The 16177-nt window shown below is 44.1% G+C and carries 13 protein-coding genes; 1 reads left to right on the forward strand and 12 read right to left on the reverse strand.

Annotated elements, in window-relative coordinates:
- Positions 1-139 precede the first annotated feature (139 nt).
- Both WSWS_RS03880 and WSWS_RS03885 read right to left on the reverse strand, forming a co-directional pair.
- Entirely contained in the window at positions 140-1858 is a 1719-nt protein-coding gene (locus tag WSWS_RS03880) for an ABC transporter permease/substrate binding protein (protein ID WP_070230048.1), read from the reverse strand.
- 2 nt (positions 1859-1860) lie between these two features.
- Positions 1861-3048, reverse strand: coding sequence for a quaternary amine ABC transporter ATP-binding protein (locus WSWS_RS03885; RefSeq protein WP_070230049.1), 1188 nt, complete (start codon positions 3046-3048; stop codon positions 1861-1863).
- A 275-nt stretch (positions 3049-3323) separates the two neighbouring features.
- On the opposite strand from WSWS_RS03885, the gene WSWS_RS03890 reads away from it, so the two are divergent.
- Positions 3324-3944 carry a GntR family transcriptional regulator gene (locus tag WSWS_RS03890; protein WP_070230050.1) on the forward strand — a complete coding sequence of 207 codons (621 nt, stop codon included), beginning with the start codon at positions 3324-3326 and terminating at the stop codon, positions 3942-3944.
- A gap of 55 nt (positions 3945-3999) precedes the next feature.
- On the opposite strand, the gene yihA is transcribed toward WSWS_RS03890, so the two are convergent.
- The 10 genes from yihA to rpsO form a co-directional block, all read right to left on the reverse strand.
- Positions 4000-4590: a ribosome biogenesis GTP-binding protein YihA/YsxC gene (gene yihA, locus WSWS_RS03895; protein ID WP_070230051.1), complete on the reverse strand. Its 591-nt coding sequence runs from the start codon at positions 4588-4590 to the stop codon at positions 4000-4002.
- A 12-nt stretch (positions 4591-4602) separates the two neighbouring features.
- Positions 4603-5847, reverse strand: a complete 1245-nt coding sequence (clpX, locus tag WSWS_RS03900) for an ATP-dependent Clp protease ATP-binding subunit ClpX (RefSeq protein ID WP_070230052.1) — start codon at positions 5845-5847, stop codon at positions 4603-4605.
- A gap of 128 nt (positions 5848-5975) precedes the next feature.
- Positions 5976-7274, reverse strand: a complete 1299-nt coding sequence (tig, locus tag WSWS_RS03905) for a trigger factor (protein ID WP_070230053.1) — start codon at positions 7272-7274, stop codon at positions 5976-5978.
- Positions 7275-7435: 161 nt separating this feature from the next.
- The gene (gene ppcA, locus WSWS_RS03910; protein ID WP_070230054.1) at positions 7436-8956 is read right to left on the reverse strand and encodes a phosphoenolpyruvate carboxylase; all 1521 of its coding nucleotides are present in this window, start codon (positions 8954-8956) and stop codon (positions 7436-7438) included.
- A gap of 197 nt (positions 8957-9153) precedes the next feature.
- On the reverse strand, positions 9154-10341 hold the full coding sequence (tuf, locus tag WSWS_RS03915; protein WP_070230055.1) for an elongation factor Tu: 1188 nt from the start codon (positions 10339-10341) through the stop codon (positions 9154-9156).
- 225 nt (positions 10342-10566) lie between these two features.
- Positions 10567-11460, reverse strand: a complete 894-nt coding sequence (locus WSWS_RS03920) for a hypothetical protein (RefSeq protein WP_070230056.1) — start codon at positions 11458-11460, stop codon at positions 10567-10569.
- A gap of 66 nt (positions 11461-11526) precedes the next feature.
- Positions 11527-13398 carry a ribonuclease J gene (locus WSWS_RS03925; protein WP_070230057.1) on the reverse strand — a complete coding sequence of 624 codons (1872 nt, stop codon included), beginning with the start codon at positions 13396-13398 and terminating at the stop codon, positions 11527-11529.
- Positions 13399-13586: 188 nt separating this feature from the next.
- Positions 13587-15455, reverse strand: coding sequence for an alpha/beta hydrolase family protein (locus tag WSWS_RS03930; RefSeq protein WP_070230058.1), 1869 nt, complete (start codon positions 15453-15455; stop codon positions 13587-13589).
- A 111-nt stretch (positions 15456-15566) separates the two neighbouring features.
- Entirely contained in the window at positions 15567-15821 is a 255-nt protein-coding gene (gene rpsT / locus WSWS_RS03935) for a 30S ribosomal protein S20 (protein ID WP_070230059.1), read from the reverse strand.
- Between the two features lie 54 nt (positions 15822-15875).
- Positions 15876-16145, reverse strand: a complete 270-nt coding sequence (gene rpsO / locus WSWS_RS03940; protein ID WP_070230060.1) for a 30S ribosomal protein S15 — start codon at positions 16143-16145, stop codon at positions 15876-15878.
- Positions 16146-16177: the final 32 nt, after the last annotated feature.

The following is a 16177-nucleotide window of genomic DNA, read 5'->3' on the forward strand; positions in this document are numbered from 1 at the left end:
ATACAACCAATGCAATTGCTAATAATTATAGCATAGGCGTGGAAGTCCACAAACCTCTTTATTTGCATTCATAATAGATATGGATAGAATAACATGTGCTTGCGGGTTTAAGGGGCGTCATCTTTACTCATCAAAGTTTTTACTTGAACCAAGCATCGACTTGCTTAGGGTGCTTGCTGATCCAATCCTTAGCTGCTGATTCAACGGATTTACCATTGGATACATCCAGCATCACCTTTTCCATATCAGCCTTCGTCCACTTGAAATTCTTCAAAACTTTATAAACCTTAGGCTTATCTTGCTTCAAATCCTTACGCGTAAAGGTATTAATGGTTTCTGCTTCACCAAAGACATGCTTTGGATCCTTCAAATACTTCAAATCATACTTTTGGAACATCCAGTGTGGCTGCCAACCAGTCACAATGATGTCCTGGTGGGCCTTGATAGCCTTACCTAAGGCGACGGTCATCGCACCAGATGATGCGGGTGTTAACTGCCAACCTTGGCTCTTCAGACCATATGCGGTTAAGGCCTTGGTAGCTGCCTTCATTTCACCGGCACCTGGCTCAATACCCGTAATGTTCTTGTTGGCCTCAGTGGTCAGGTCAGCAATTGAGTTGACCTTCATATACTTTGGCACTACCAAACCAGTGGTGGCACCCTTTAGATTTGGTCCAAGCAAATCAATTTGATCCTTGTACTTGTTGTATTGGGCTGAGTGGGTGGTTGGCAACCAGGCTGAAACAGAAGCATCTGCCTGACCGTTGGCCACTGATTGCCACATGATTGAATTATCCAGCGGTGTCAAATTCACTTTATACCCATGTTGTCGCATGGCCACCGCCAAGACGTTACTTGAGGCCACTTCAGAATCCCATTGAACGTAAACTAAGTCCAATGTTTTTGCTTTGGCACCACTTGCAACAAAACTATTTGCAAAACCAGTACCGATCATCACAACAAAGATTCCCAAGGTAGCCCACTTACGCCATGGTTTTGAACCATTTTGCACTTTATCTTCTGGTGAGACATTTAATTTCTGGGTAAAACGGTCAATAATAATCGCTAAGACAACCAGCGCTAATCCATTGACGAATCCTTTACCAACATCGGCATTTTGGACGGCGGAAAGCACACCACGACCTAGCCCAGGGGCACCGATCATTGAGGCAATCACAACCATTGACAATGCCAACATAATAGTTTGGTTTATACCGGCTAAAATCGTACTCGTCGCCAATGGCAATTCAAGCTTGAATAATTTCTGTTTTGGCGTTGATCCAAATGAATCAGCCGCTTCAACCAAATCATTTGGCACTTGCCGGATTCCTAAGTTCGTCATCCGGACAGTTGGTGGCAAGGCGAAAATCACTGACGCGAAGACACCTGGTACGACACCAATGCCGAAGAACGCAACCGCGGGAATCAAGTACACGAACCCAGGCATCGTCTGCATGAAGTCCAAGATTGGTTGCACAACACGTGCCACGTATTCTTTCTTTGACATCCAAATTCCTAGTGGTACCCCGATCACAATCGAGATGATACTAGAAACGAGGACCAACGTTAAGGTACTCATCAAATCTGCCCATAGATTTTGATTCCAGATAAAGAGCAACCCAATAAACGTGAAAAAGACAAAGCCTAATTTTTTACTTGAAAAAATCAATGCTAACGCGGTCAAACCGATAATAAACATCCAAGCGGGAATCGCTGTCAAACCAGCCGTCATTCCATCCATCAGTTTATTACCGACCGTCTGAATGAAATTAAACATCCCACTCAAATTCGTCGTTAACCAATCAACAATATCTTCCACCCACTGGGCTACCGGTAGTTTCCCAACTAATTCTCCCATAATTACTTCTCCTCCGTCTCAGCGCTCTCGGCCAATGCCTCTAGCACACGACCACGAATAATGACTCCTAGTAAGCGTCCCTGTTCAACCACTGCCAAAGGGGTTGGCGCATCATAAATTAATGGCATAATGTCAGCCACCAACATATCCTTAGGGACCGTTGGCATCTGAGTGGCAACTTCAGAAAGGGGTAACCCTTCTTTTCGTGCCCGTAGCGCATCCTCACTCGTCACAAACCCACGGAAATTACGACCACGATCAACGGCCACCAAACCACTAACTTCTTCAGTACGCATTTTCTTCAACGCCACGTTAGGCCCATCGACCTCGATATTGGTATAAATTGGCGGAATCATGATATTTTCAGCTGTCAAAACCTTTGAACGATCGACATCCTCAATAAAGGCACGCACATAATCATTCGCTGGGTGGGTCAGGATTTCTTCACCAGTCCCAACTTGTTGAATCTGACCATCTTTCATGATGGCAATCCGATCACCGATACGTAAGGCTTCATTCAAATCATGCGAAATGAAGATAATCGTTTTTTGGAATTTCGTTTGTAGATCCAATAGTTCATCTTGCATATCACGCCTAATCAAGGGATCCAAGGCTGAAAACGCCTCATCCATTAATAGGATTTCAGGATCATTTGCCAAGGCACGCGCCAAGCCGACACGTTGCTGCATACCACCAGATAGTTGACTGGGATACTGATCTTTAAACGCCAAGAGATTCGCGTTTTCCAACGCCTTTTCTGCTTTTTTACGCCGGATTTCAGGTTTGACACCCTGAATTTCCAAGCCATATTCTGTATTCTCCAGAATAGTTCGCTGTGGAAAGAGACCGAAACTCTGAAAGACCATGCTCATTTTCTTGCGACGAACTTCTAGTAAATCTTCTTTATTTAGTTTAGAAACATCTTGATCATCGATCAAAACTGAACCAGAGGTGGGTTCGATTAAACGATTCAACAAACGAATCAGAGTTGACTTACCTGAACCAGATAGCCCCATGATCACAAATATTTCACCGGCTTCAATGGACAAGTTAACGTCGTACACACCAACTGTTGCACCCGTCTTCTTCAAAATATCTGTTTTTGGTACTTGTTCATGAACTAACTGCAAAGCAGCTTTCGTTCGCTTACCAAATATTTTCGTTAAATGCTGTATTTCTACTTTAGCCATATTCTCTTCTCCTACTTGTTCGAAATATCTCACTTTCGATAAGTGACAACCCTATTGTAAACATAAAGTTGTCACTTTTGTCAATGTTTTCATGGTATACCATTTCAAACAATTACCTTTTGATTACCTACATTGTGACGTTTATTAATGAATACCAATTTTTAAAGTAACAACTTATAATTCTATTTTCGTGTCACTTAAAACATTGAAAGTGTCAGTTTTTAAGCTCATCTGTGTTATGCTATGGGTAGTAATTTAAATGAGGTGTAGATGTCATGTCGACAATTAAGCAACCCCGCTATCGTGTCATTGCATTACGTATCGCGGAAAAAATCAGTACGAATCAGATTAAGGTTGGCGAAAAGATTCATGCGCGTTCAACCTTGGCTACGACTTTTGGTGTCTCATCAGAGACCGCTCGCCGGGCCTTAAACGTCTTAGTTGACTTAGAGATTGTTGAAATTCGCCATGGGAGCGGCGCCATCGTGGTTTCCCGGCAAAAAGCCCAGGAATATGTGGCCGCTGAAAATGAGGCCCGCGACTTACAATCACTAGAAAATGGGCTAACCGAACAGATTAAAGAGCACCAAGCAGGCTTAAATGCCCTGGCAAAATCAATCAAGAACTATGTTGATCAATCCCAACATTATCAACAGCATAACCCGCTAACCCCATTTGAGTTGACGTTAACCGAAAATTCATCACTCTATGGTAAAACGCTGAGTGAACTCAATTTTTGGCATCTCACCGGGACGACTTTAGTCGGTATCGGTCATGAAGATAAACTGGTGATCTCCCCGGGACCCTATGCTAAAATTGAGTTGGGTGATACCCTGTATTTCGTTGGTGACGAAAACAGTGTGCAAATTGTCCAAAACTTTTTCTATGATAATTAACCGCCATCAAAAAGAGCAACCTATCCAACGATAGGTTGCTCTTTTTTTGTTTTGATTAATCGGCCATACGTTCTTCAATCCAAGCCCAGACTTCATCTTTACCTGACTTAGTCACCGCTGAGAACATTTGGAACGCTGACGTTTCCCGGTCGAATTCAAGTGCTTTTTTGATCACTGATTCGGCCTTATTCCACTTACCGCGGGCGATTTTATCAGCCTTAGTCGCCACTACCAACACCGGAATGTTGTAGTAAGTCAACCAGTTGTACATGGCGATATCCTCTTCGGAAGGTTCGTGGCGGGCGTCAACTAAAGAAACGACCCCTTTTAGCTGCGGGCGTTCAGTCAGATACGTTTCAATCATCTGACCGAACTCTTCACGCATTTTCTTTGAAACCTTGGCGTAACCATAACCAGGCACGTCCACGAAAAACACCTGTTCTTCAACTTTATAAAAGTTCAAGGTTTGTGTTTTACCAGGTTGAGAAGACGTCCGCGCAAAAGACCGTCGGTTAATCAAGCTGTTTGTTAATGATGACTTACCAACGTTTGAACGACCGACGAAAGCAATTTCAGGGATATCAGTTTGGGGATATTGACTAGGCTTCACGGCACTGGTCGTTATCTCCACATTATGAACTTCCATAGTATTCTCCTCTTACGCCTTAATCAATTTTGGCGCAGTATGATCAGTAACGTTTTCGGTAGTGATTACTACTTCGTTGACATCTTTTTGCCCAGGTAAATCAAACATGATATCACGTAACACTTCTTCGATAATTGAACGCAAACCACGCGCCCCGGTTTCACGCTCAATCGCCAAATGCGCCATCGCCTTCAAGGCATCCGGTTCAAAGGTCAACTTGAAATCATCCAACGCAAACAGGACTTGATATTGCTTCACCAAGGCATTCTTTGGTTCCGTCAAAATATGCACCAAGTCGTCCTCTGACAGCTCTTGTAAGGCAGTCAAAATTGGCAAACGACCAATGAATTCTGGGATCAGACCAAAACTCATCAAATCCTCGGGCAAGACTTGTTCCATGATGCTCTTATGGGTATTCAAGCCGGCACCTGACTTTGAGTCAGTCCCAAACCCAATGACTTTAGCGCCGAGCCGTTCCTTGACGATTTGTTCAATACCCGCAAAGGCGCCCCCAACGATGAATAAAATATTCGTCGTATCAATTTGAATAAACTCTTGGTTAGGGTGCTTACGACCACCCTGGGGTGGCACATTAGCAATGGTACCCTCTAGCATTTTCAATAAGGCTTGTTGGACACCTTCGCCGGAAACATCACGCGTAATTGAGACATTTTCAGCTTTTTTAGCAATCTTGTCGATTTCATCGATATAAATGATCCCAACTTCAGCACGGTCAACATCATAATCCGCCGCTTGAATCAACTTCAACAAGATGTTTTCAACGTCTTCACCAACATAACCTGCTTCAGTTAAGGTGGTCGCATCCGCAATCGCAAAGGGCACATTTAGCATCTTTGCCAATGATTGGGCGATGTATGTCTTACCTGAACCAGTTGGTCCCACCATGGCGATGTTTGACTTTTGGAGCTCAACACCTGATTCCATCGATTCACCAGACAACATCGCATTAACCCGCTTGTAGTGGTTGTATACGGCGACAGCTAAGGTGCGCTTTGCATCTTCTTGACCAACCACGTACGCGTTCAAATTGTCGACGATTTCGTGGGGGGTCATCAAAGTCAATTGCGCTTCTTCATGGGCAGCGGCGGCATCTTCATTGATGATGTCTTGCGCCAAAGCCACACATTCGTTACAGATATAGACTCCTGGGCCAGCGATTAACTTATCCACTTCTGCGGCTGACTTACCACAGAATGAGCAATAAGCCATATCGTTGCCATCTTCATTATTAAACACGAATAACTCGCTCCATTTCTATTTTTAATCAAGTACTACCATTGTATCAGATAGCGCAAGTTTTCGCTTTATGCAAAAAGGATGAACTCATGCCAAGACATGAATTCATCCTCATATTTGCGTTAAAATTAAGCTTCAACAGCGTTATCAACAACGACTTCAACAGCCTTCTTGATAGCGATATCGTGCTTCAACATGTCAGTTGACAAAGCTGCACGAACATCGGCGTCTGACATACCGTAAGTTGCGGCCAAGTCAGCAATTTCAGCTTCAACGTCAGCGTCTGATGGCTCGATGCCTTCAGCCTTAACGATGGCTTCCAATACTAAGTTAGTCTTCACACGGTTAGTAGCACCTTCTTCGTATTGCTTGTGCAAATCAGCTTCAGTCGTACCAGTGATTTGGAAGTACAATTCTGGTGAAACACCTTGGTTTTGCATGTTTGAGAAAAAGGCGTTCAATTGACGGTGCACATCTTCTTCAATCATGCCATTAGGGATAACATCCCCAACAACCTTCGCGTTATCAACAGCTGCAGAAACCGCTGCATCTTCCTTAGCTTCATTAGCTTCAGCTGTCTTAGCTTCAACCAAACGATCCTTAACCTTGGCCTTCAATTCTTCCAATGAAGCAACTTCTTCATCGACATCCTTGGCGAATTCGTCATCAAGCTCAGGAACTTCCTTTGTCTTAACTTCGTGGATCGTTACTTCAAACAAAGCATCCTTACCAGCCAAGTCAGCTGCTTGGTAGTCTTCTGGGAAAGTTACGTTTACATTAACGTCTTCGCCAGCCTTGTGACCAACCAATTGGTCTTCGAAACCAGGAATGAATGAACCTGAACCAAGCTCTAAGCTGTAGTTGTCACCCTTGCCACCGTCGAAGTGGTCGCCATCAACGGAACCATCAAAGTCGATCACAACAGTGTCACCATTCTTAGCTTCGGCATCTTCAGCTAAAACCAATTCGGCTTGACCTTCACGCAAGCGTTCGATTTCTGCATCAACATCGGCGTCTGAAACTTCAGCGTCGACCTTATCAACCTTAACACCCTTGTATTCACCCAATTCAACTTCAGGTGCAATTTCAGTTTCAGCAGTCAAAACCCATGCTGAACCCTTTTCCATTGATTCTGCATCGATCTTTGGTTGTCCAACCGCAACGATACCAGCTTCAGCAACGGCGTCAGCGTAAACGTCTGGCAAAACAATGTTCAATGCATCTTGGTACAATGATTCCTCACCGTACATCTTCATGAACATTTGCTTTGGCATCTTCCCCTTACGGAAACCAGGAACTGAGATTTGTCCCTTTACCTTATCAAAAGCTTGTTCAAGTCCCTTTTCGTAGACTTCAACTGGAACTTCGAACTTCAAAGTTCCCTTATTTCCTTCACTCTTTGTGAAAATTGCGTTAGTTGCAACCATGACTTTAATTCCTCCGAAACAAGGTCCCTATCGAGAACTTGTATTTCTATCATTACATACTAGTATATAATACCGGAAATTCCAGTCGTTGACAACGATTCTGGCTAAAAAAGTTTCAAGCGGTGTCACCCTGATTGGCTGACACCGCTTGATGAATTTTATTAACCTAAGAAGTGACGTAGTTGAGCTTCACGATTAATCAACGCTGTGATGGCCACACTAGCACCTTCACGGATTTGTACCAATTGCAAAGCTAACTGGGCATGCTGTTCTTGTTCGCGCGTTTGTGGCCCAACCTTGAAGCCAAATTCGGCTTGTAATATCTCGATGTCTTCACGCACGGACGTCCAAGCTGAATTCCCCGTTTCCAAAATAGCCAAAGCATCTAAGTTGACATATTGTGCCAACTCAGTGAAATCAGCCTTAAGGTTTGGGTAGTGGCGTTCAAAGACCGCCCGAGTCTGCGCATCCATGTCCCGCAAAGCACGGCCAAAACCAATGAACTCTGGTGGCACACCAATTGAGTAGAAAGCCCCGGTAAAGTTAATTGCCCGTGGCAATGAAATCCCATCTATCTGACGTGAGTAGCCTAAGACACCAACGTGTTGCCGACGATCACGCCGCTTTGGAAAGGCCTTGAACAGTGGCTGCATATCCATCACCAAGTTATCAAGGGTCTCGTGATAATATTCAGCCGAATGACGCGCAATTTCGATCATGATGGCTTTGTCTTCAGCCGTAAACGAAATGGCTGGGACGTCTTGCAAATGATCTTGCAAATCTTGAATGGCATTGACGACCTCAACTAGAGGGTAATCATAACGGAAGGCTGATTGAACGGTAACCGTCCGCACGCCCCCGAACTCTTCAAAGAAGCGAGGAATCCGACGTGGTGACAAGCCACCACGGAAGATGGCTGAACCCATTCCCACGATTGGGAAAATTTCAATGCCTTCCTCTTCAGCAAATTCGTAAAGACGCGCAATGGCCAACTTGTTACCAGAGATAGAACTCATAAAGCCTGATGACAAGGCTGAATCAGACCCAGCTAAGAAAACACGCATGTACTTTGGTCGGAAACCAAAGGTCTCTTCATGTAACGCAAGGTACTCCTTTAAGATCTCAGGCGCACCAAGTTGCGTTTCGAAGTCTTCAAACAAAGGAATCATCTCGATATAAGGTGTATTAGCTTTGCTTGACGTGGTGAAGTTCTCTGACTTAAACTCGGCCAATTTCTTGAAGAGCTTTTGCATCTCGATGATTTGATCAGCCCGCTGTGCCATTGGCAGAATAGCTTCAAATAATGGTCGGTTTTCAAAGCCCAGGTCTGAGGCGAAATCCTCAGATGACAAGAAGGCGGTCATCGCCTGCATCAAATTATAACCACGCTCCTCCCAAATGTTTGGAAAGCGGAACGTAATAAACTTATCACGGCCAAGTTGGTGCGCCTTGAAGTATTCCAATTGGTCTGAGAATAGACGATCAATTACAGCCGCATCCGCATGCTTACCTTCCCAATCCCACATATATTCATCAACATCTAACGAAGAAAAGTTTTCATAAGCTTCCATTGTTTCGTTATATGCAGAAATAAATGGATGATTTGATACATCCCAAAAAGGACCATTTGCATTGTCAGGATGTTGCGTTCCCATCGTCACTGGAATTTTGCGGTCAACCATCATATTCTCCTTTGATTTTTAGCATAATAAATGAACAATAACTCTATTTGCTAAGTTATTGTTTCTATTATGCCATATTTTCCCAAATATTTGTAGCAAATTCTAATAAATAATTCGTAAACTGCACAAAAAAAGGAAACAAACAAAGTTTGTTTCCTTTTCTCAAAGTTTACTAGTTAGAAACTAATATCTAAATATTAGTCGTTAACTGTAGTAACAGTTCCGGCACCGACAGTACGTCCACCTTCACGAACAGTAAACTTCAATCCTTCTTCAATGGCAACTGGAGAGATCAACTTTACATCGAAAGTAACGTGATCACCAGGCATAACCATTTCTACACCTTCTGGCAACTGAACAACTCCAGTAACGTCAGTAGTGTGGAAGTAGAATTGTGGACGGTAGTTAGTGAAGAATGGCGTGTGACGGCCTCCTTCTTCCTTAGTCAAGACATAAACTTCAGCCAAGAAGTCTGTGTGTGTCTTGATTGAACCTGGCTTAGCCAAAACTTGTCCACGTTCGATTTCAGTACGGTCAACACCACGCAACAAAGCACCGATGTTGTCTCCGGCTTGAGCTGATTCCATAGTCTTACGGAACATTTCGATTCCAGTAACAACTGTCTTACGAACGTCTTCCTTCAAACCAACGATTTCAACTTCGTCGTTCAAGTTAACAGTTCCACGGTCGATACGTCCAGAAGCAACAGTTCCACGACCAGTGATCGTGAAGACGTCTTCAACTGGCATCAAGAATGGCTTTTCAGTATCACGCTCTGGAGTTGGGATGTATTCGTCAACGATGTCCATCAAGTTCTTGATGATTTCAACGTTTTCTGCATCACCTTCCAAGGCCTTCAAAGCTGAACCACGTACGAATGGAATGTTATCACCATCGAAGTCATATTCTGACAACAATTCACGTGCTTCCATTTCGACCAAGTCAACCAATTCTTCGTCGTCAACCAAATCAGTCTTGTTCAAGAAGACGATTAGGTATTCAACACCAACTTGGCGAGCCAACAAGATGTGCTCACGAGTTTGTGGCATAGGACCGTCAGTGGCAGCAATAACCAAGATAGCACCGTCCATTTGGGCAGCACCAGTGATCATGTTCTTAACGTAGTCCGCGTGACCAGGGGCGTCGATGTGGGCGTAGTGGCGCTTCTCAGTCTCATACTCGATGTGAGCAGTGTTGATTGTGATTCCACGTTCCTTTTCTTCAGGAGCCGCGTCGATTGATGCAAAGTCTGTTTGCTTTGACAATCCCATGTCAGCCAACGTCTTTGAGATCGCAGCTGTCAAAGTAGTCTTACCGTGGTCGACGTGACCAATAGTTCCGATGTTAACGTGCGGCTTTGTACGCTCGTAATGTTCCTTAGCCAAAAGCTTATCCTCCTAATTTTCGCAGATGTAACTAGTTACAACTTTAAAAGTTGCATATAATAATTATACTACAACCCGTGCTGAAATACACATCTTTGCGAAAAATAAATAATTGTTTGTTTCCATTTGGAAAACTTAAGTTATTATATCCAATCAAAACGCATTTGTAAACTGTTTATCAGTGAATATATCTGAATTTACCGGACTTTTTGCCGATTATGGCGCTCACATTAACAGGGCCAGTGATTTTTCTTGCAGTTCACGGCGTAATGCGCGTTGGGTTGGATCTTCATTTGCATATTCCTCACCCACCATTTCAGCCAAAACAGCCTGTGCCCACTGATCGGGATCTTTGACCACCCGATCCAGTGCTGGGTAAGCCACCATTAACGCAAGCCGCACCGTGGCCAGTAACGTTTCGAGTTGTTGATCATCAAAGTTTTGATATTTTTCTAAGGCTTGTTTGATGGCTTTAAACTCAACCGTGTCGTCGATAGCCACCAGTTTTGCAGGGACAAAGGTAATCTGTTGGTCCTGCAACCAATCACTTTTGACCGGCTGGTTGACGGCTAACCGACGCAGGCGATCAATGATCGTGGCCCGCGTAATGGGATGAATATAGGGGTCGACCAATAAGTATTGCGCGCCGTGCACATAGGCCTCGTAAGGGAGCTTCTCAGCCTCTTCTAAACGATGCGCTTGTTGGGCAACGTCTTCATTACTAAGATGGTAAAAATGGCGTTGAATAGTTTGGATGGTTTCGCGCATATCCTCGGCATAAGCTGCTTCAGCCGTTTCAATTTCACTCAATAACGCAGCAGATACGGCAGTTTCCAGACTAAATTCACGCGCCTTTAAAAAATGACGATTGTGCATTAACACAGCCATGTAGGCTTCTGGTTTTGTTTCGAGATACTCATCCACAAACTCATCCATAATCATTTCAGCCAATTGAAATTGACCATCAGCGATTAAAACTTCAGTGACAAATTGATTGAGGGCAAAGGTTTGTCGCTCATTATACAAGTCATCTAAGACATCAAGGGCATCAATGATCCGACCATCCGCAAAAAATTGACGTGCTTTTGTCTCTTGTTGGTTAAATTCGATGTCATTCATAGCGCTACCCCCGTCTGTGTAGAAAAACTGCTATCCAACCATTGCTTGTTGAATAGCAGTTCTTAATTAGTTTTCTTGTGTTGCTACCGGTGCAACTGTCGCCGGGTTTTTAGGCTTACGACGACGAGGACGGCGCTTCTTCTTCGCTTCCCCATCACCCGTTTGGGCTGGTTGGTTCACATTAACCGCAGGCGTTGGTGCGTTCCCTTGATTTGGTTGATTATCAGCATGGGCTGACTTAGGCTTCTTACGACGACGACCGTTTTGGTTTGCCTCCATAATAACCGGCAAAATCACGGGCTTACGACGTGTTTGTTCGTACAAGTACTTACCTAAAACATCACGGACAGAATTTTTTAAGTTACCCCAATCAAATTCCTTGGTATTCTTGATGCCATCAGCAACCGTATTTTGCACTAATTCACCCGCTTCATGCATCAAATCCCGCGAAGTCTTCACGTAAACAAAGCCACGTGAATCAATCTTTGGTGCGGCCACCACCTTTTTCTTTTTACGATCAATGGTAACAACGGCGATTAACACGCCATCTTCTGACAAAATGCGGCGATCGTTCAAGACGATTGAACCAATATCACCCACGCCAGAACCGTCAATCATCGTTGAACCAACTTGGATTGAACCAGTCAAGACAGGCTCGGCTGTCAATTGCAAGTTGTCACCATTCTTAAGGATGAAGGTATGTGCCTCGGTGTAACCCACTTCCTTAGCTGCATGAGCCGCGGCGTTTAAGACCCGGTACTCCCCCTGCACTGGAATGACATTTTCCGGCTTGAGCAAGTTTAACATAAATTGGAAATCGTTCTTCGAGGCATGCCCTGAAGACTTCAAATCAGTTGAGATTTGCTTCACATCAGCCCCAGCACGGAAAAGTGAGTCACGCGTACGGGCCACAATTCCCTCCATCGCTGTTGATGGGGTCGTTGTAATAAAGACCAAATCACCCTTTTGGATTTGAATGCTCCGGTCATCACCATGGGCCATCCGTTGTAAGTGGCGGATGGGTTCCCCCATCTTACCAGTTTCTAGGATGACCGTTTCTTCAGGTGTCAACTTGGCCATGTTCTTCAATGAAACAAAGAGTTCATTTTCTGGTACCGGCAGGCTCAACTTCTTCAAGCGTAGCGCCGTGCGCACAACCTTTTCTAGATCATTCCCAGAAAGGACGATTTTACGCCCAACCTTATAACTGGCGTCAATGACTTGTTGGATACGTTGGATGTTTGAAGCCACTGCAGCCACAATGATGCGTCCCTTATGATGATGCATGCCATCATAAATGTACGTCGCAATTTCGGATTCATGCGCAGACTGACCAATGTTAGCCGTCCCAGCCGCATCAATCAACAAGGCCTTCACACCCTTACGTCCAATTTCAGCTAAGCGCAATAAATCAGTCCGGTAGTATGGTGACGCTGTGGTATCAAACTTGAAGTCACCAGTATAAACAATTTGCCCCTCTGGTGTCCCAATAACAATCCCCAAAGACTCTGGGATCGTATGGGTCGTTTCAAAGAATGAGACGGTAACATCTCCAAATTCCACTTCTTGATCACCACGCACAATGTGGTAATCATTAAAGTCCTTCGTCAAAGGTTCTGCTTCAATGGCCAATTTTGCCAATTCAATGGTGATTTCTGAACCAAAAACAGGGACAGACATCTCTGACAATAAGTATGGCAAGGCCCCAATGGCATCCGCATGACCATGCGTCAAAAAGATGCCGGCCACCTTATCTTGGTGTTCAACTAAGTATTGGAAGTCAGGAATGACTACGTCCACACCCAACAAATCACTTTCTGGGTACTTTAACCCAGCATCTAAAATAAAAATATCTTCATCAACCGTTACGGCATACATGTTTTTCCCGTTTTCACGCAAACCACCGAACGGCATTACGCTTAATGTCGTGTTACTCATAATTTATTAATCTCATTTCTTAACGGGCTAGCAGTTACTAAGACCCAACGTTAGTATTTATTTTCTATATTACCATAAATCTTAGACGCCTCCAACAAAATCTCTTGCGTAAACGAAAAATCCCTCAGTGATAACTCAAAGAAAGCAAGGACATTTCTTGAGCTACCACCAGGGACTCTGTGTGGTACTTATTGATGATGATTTAACCAACTCTGCATTTTCTCAATTCGTAAGACGCGCAGGTTTGGTAACCCATTTCGTGAGACACCGTGCCATGATTGGGGTAATCGGACCAACTCTACTTCAACGTCATTCGTCATTTTTAGTGCAGTAAAGTAAGCTTCGGACTGACTCAACGGTGTGCGCATATCATACTCACCGTGCAGCAATAAAATTGGGGTCCGGACCGTTTTGACATAGGCAATGGGTGACTTATGGTAAAGCACTTGGCGGCCACTCTCGTCATATGGACTGACGCCCATCTCATCGGTAATGAACACCGATCCAATATCGGAAGTCCCTGCTAACATCATCCAATCAGTGACCGGACGTTGCGCAATAGCTGCTTTAAACCGGGTTGTATGACCAATCGCCCAAGTCGTCATATACCCACCATAGGAACCACCAATGATGTACTGGCGCGTGGCATCAATCAACTCGGGGTGTTGCGTGATCGCTGCATCCAACCCGGTCAGCAAATCACGGTAATCCTGTTCACCATAATGCTGGATGACTGCATCCATAAAGGCTTGCCCATACGTCGTCGAGCCATGGGGATTAATAAAGACAACGTTATACCCTAACGCGGTTAATTGCTGAAATTCCAAGAAAAAAGTATCACCGTAGGCCGCATGCGGGCCACCGTGGACATACAAAATGACGGGCGCCTGGGTCCCTGCTTGATTAGGCATAAACCAGGCATCGATAATCGCTTGATTTTCACTGAGGAAAACATATTTTTGCGCGATTGGATAGGTTTGATGCTCGTCAAACTGCACCGCCTTGGTCGTGAGATCAATTAATTGACTCGGATGGTCAGTGGTTGAACGCAACACCATGGCAAATTCGTCATCAAATGCAAAATCGACAATCTGTTCACGTTCATCGCGAATCAAAGTAACTGCCCCGCTCAGATCGCCGATATACAACCGGGAATGCCCGTGATAGCCCGTTTGAAACACAAAATTATCGTCATCAAGCCACTTCAAATGGCGGGCTTGCCCTTTGATAATCGTATCAGAGCTAATGCCAGCCGCCACATCCTCACTTTGAAAAATGCCATTCAACGTATTTTCAGCAAAATTAAAGCGATAGAGTGCACTCATCCGGTGGTTCAAATTTTGCTTATCTTGCGCCACAAATAAAACATCGGCCCCGTTTGTGCTGTATTGGGCCTCTGAAACCTCAGCAATTCCATCATGCGAGATGACAAAGGTTTTGTCCGCAGCAACCTGATATTCCACCAATTCATTAAACACATATAAGGCATCATATGATGTCGTTTGCCGCGTATAAAGCACGCGACTATCTGCGAAGGCATCCAGCAACACCAACGGCGTCTTAGCGGACACGATTGTCCAATTCTTCTCAAACGTCTGGACTTTTAGATAATAATGCTGTTCCGTATCAATATAACCCTTGTTATCAGCCTTATACGTTAAGGTTTTGATGCTGTGCAACGTGGGTTTATCTAAAACAAGGTTATGCTTTGGATATTTCTCAACCAAGGTCACATAAACAATTGTGCCTGTGTTAGTTGGCACAAAATTGGTGATCTTAGTCTTTTCTGAGACAACCTTTTCATCCGCTGCATCGGGATGAAAACGGAAAATGTCATTGTCAACTTGGTAATATAAGTGTTGACCCTGCGCGCGTATCTGTACGACTTGTTCCACTAGAATGGAAAATTCGCCGTCATGCAGTTCAACAAGATCGCTGACATAATCATTTTCAGTTTCACGCGCATGACTACGTAAGGCATATGTATGCCCATCTAAAACGTGTAAATCAGATAGCGGAAAGATTTCAAAGAGGTTTGGATTGATTGTCACTGTCATATGGGTACCTCGGTTATTGACTAAGTTATTACTCGTATTTTCCCATAAAAGACAGGTAGATACAAAAAAACTACCGATCTCTTGCGAAATCAGTAGTTTTTCTTAAATTTATTACTTGTTTAACAAAGCTGCCAAACGTGACTTGTCACGTGAAGCCTTGTTCTTAGCAATCAATCCCTTTGAAGCTGCGCGATCCAAAGCAGATGAAGCATTAACAAACAACTCTTGTAAGTTGTCTGCACCAGCTTCAACAGCCTTGCGGAACTTCTTAACTTCAGTACGGTATGCTGAAGTAGCAATGATGTTGCGCTCGCGTTGAACCTTGTTCAAACGAGCACGCTTGATTGAACCTTCGATAACTGGCATCGTCTATTCTCCTTCGATGAAATGTCTTTGAATTTACGTGTTAATCGCTTAAAATTAACGACGCAAACCAAGCTTAGCAATCAATTCACGGTAACGTTGTACGTCAGTGTTACGCAAGTAGCGTAGCAAGTTACGACGGTGACCGATCTTCTTCATCAATCCACGTTGTGAATGGAAGTCATGCTTGTGCTCAGACATATGCCCGTTCAATGAGTTAATGTCAGCAGTCAAAACTGCAACTTGTACCTCAACTGAACCAGTATCACCTTCGTGACGTGCGAACTCCTTCATGATCTCATTCTTGCGTTCTGCAGAAATAGCCATTGGAATGTTCCACCTTTCTTAAATAAATATAG

It is taken from the genome of Weissella soli (assembly GCF_001761545.1).
In the GTDB taxonomy this organism is placed as follows: Bacteria; Bacillota; Bacilli; order Lactobacillales; family Lactobacillaceae; genus Weissella; species Weissella soli.

Bases quoted from the DNA above. Each gene is read 5' to 3' on its own strand.
- WSWS_RS03880 (WP_070230048.1), bottom strand. From the start codon at position 1,858: ATGGGAGAATTAGTTGGGAAACTACCGGTAGCCCAGTGGGTGGAAGAT.
- WSWS_RS03885 (WP_070230049.1), bottom strand. From the start codon at position 3,048: ATGGCTAAAGTAGAAATACAGCATTTAACGAAAATATTTGGTAAGCGA.
- ppcA (WP_070230054.1), bottom strand. From the start codon at position 8,956: ATGGTTGACCGCAAAATTCCAGTGACGATGGGAACGCAACATCCTGAC.
- WSWS_RS03920 (WP_070230056.1), bottom strand. From the start codon at position 11,460: ATGAATGACATCGAATTTAACCAACAAGAGACAAAAGCACGTCAATTT.
- WSWS_RS03890 (WP_070230050.1), top strand. From the start codon at position 3,324: ATGTCGACAATTAAGCAACCCCGCTATCGTGTCATTGCATTACGTATC.
- rpsT (WP_070230059.1), bottom strand. From the start codon at position 15,821: ATGCCAGTTATCGAAGGTTCAATCAAGCGTGCTCGTTTGAACAAGGTT.
- rpsO (WP_070230060.1), bottom strand. From the start codon at position 16,145: ATGGCTATTTCTGCAGAACGCAAGAATGAGATCATGAAGGAGTTCGCA.
- WSWS_RS03930 (WP_070230058.1), bottom strand. From the start codon at position 15,455: ATGACAGTGACAATCAATCCAAACCTCTTTGAAATCTTTCCGCTATCT.
- WSWS_RS03925 (WP_070230057.1), bottom strand. From the start codon at position 13,398: ATGAGTAACACGACATTAAGCGTAATGCCGTTCGGTGGTTTGCGTGAA.
- yihA (WP_070230051.1), bottom strand. From the start codon at position 4,590: ATGGAAGTTCATAATGTGGAGATAACGACCAGTGCCGTGAAGCCTAGT.
- tig (WP_070230053.1), bottom strand. From the start codon at position 7,274: ATGGTTGCAACTAACGCAATTTTCACAAAGAGTGAAGGAAATAAGGGA.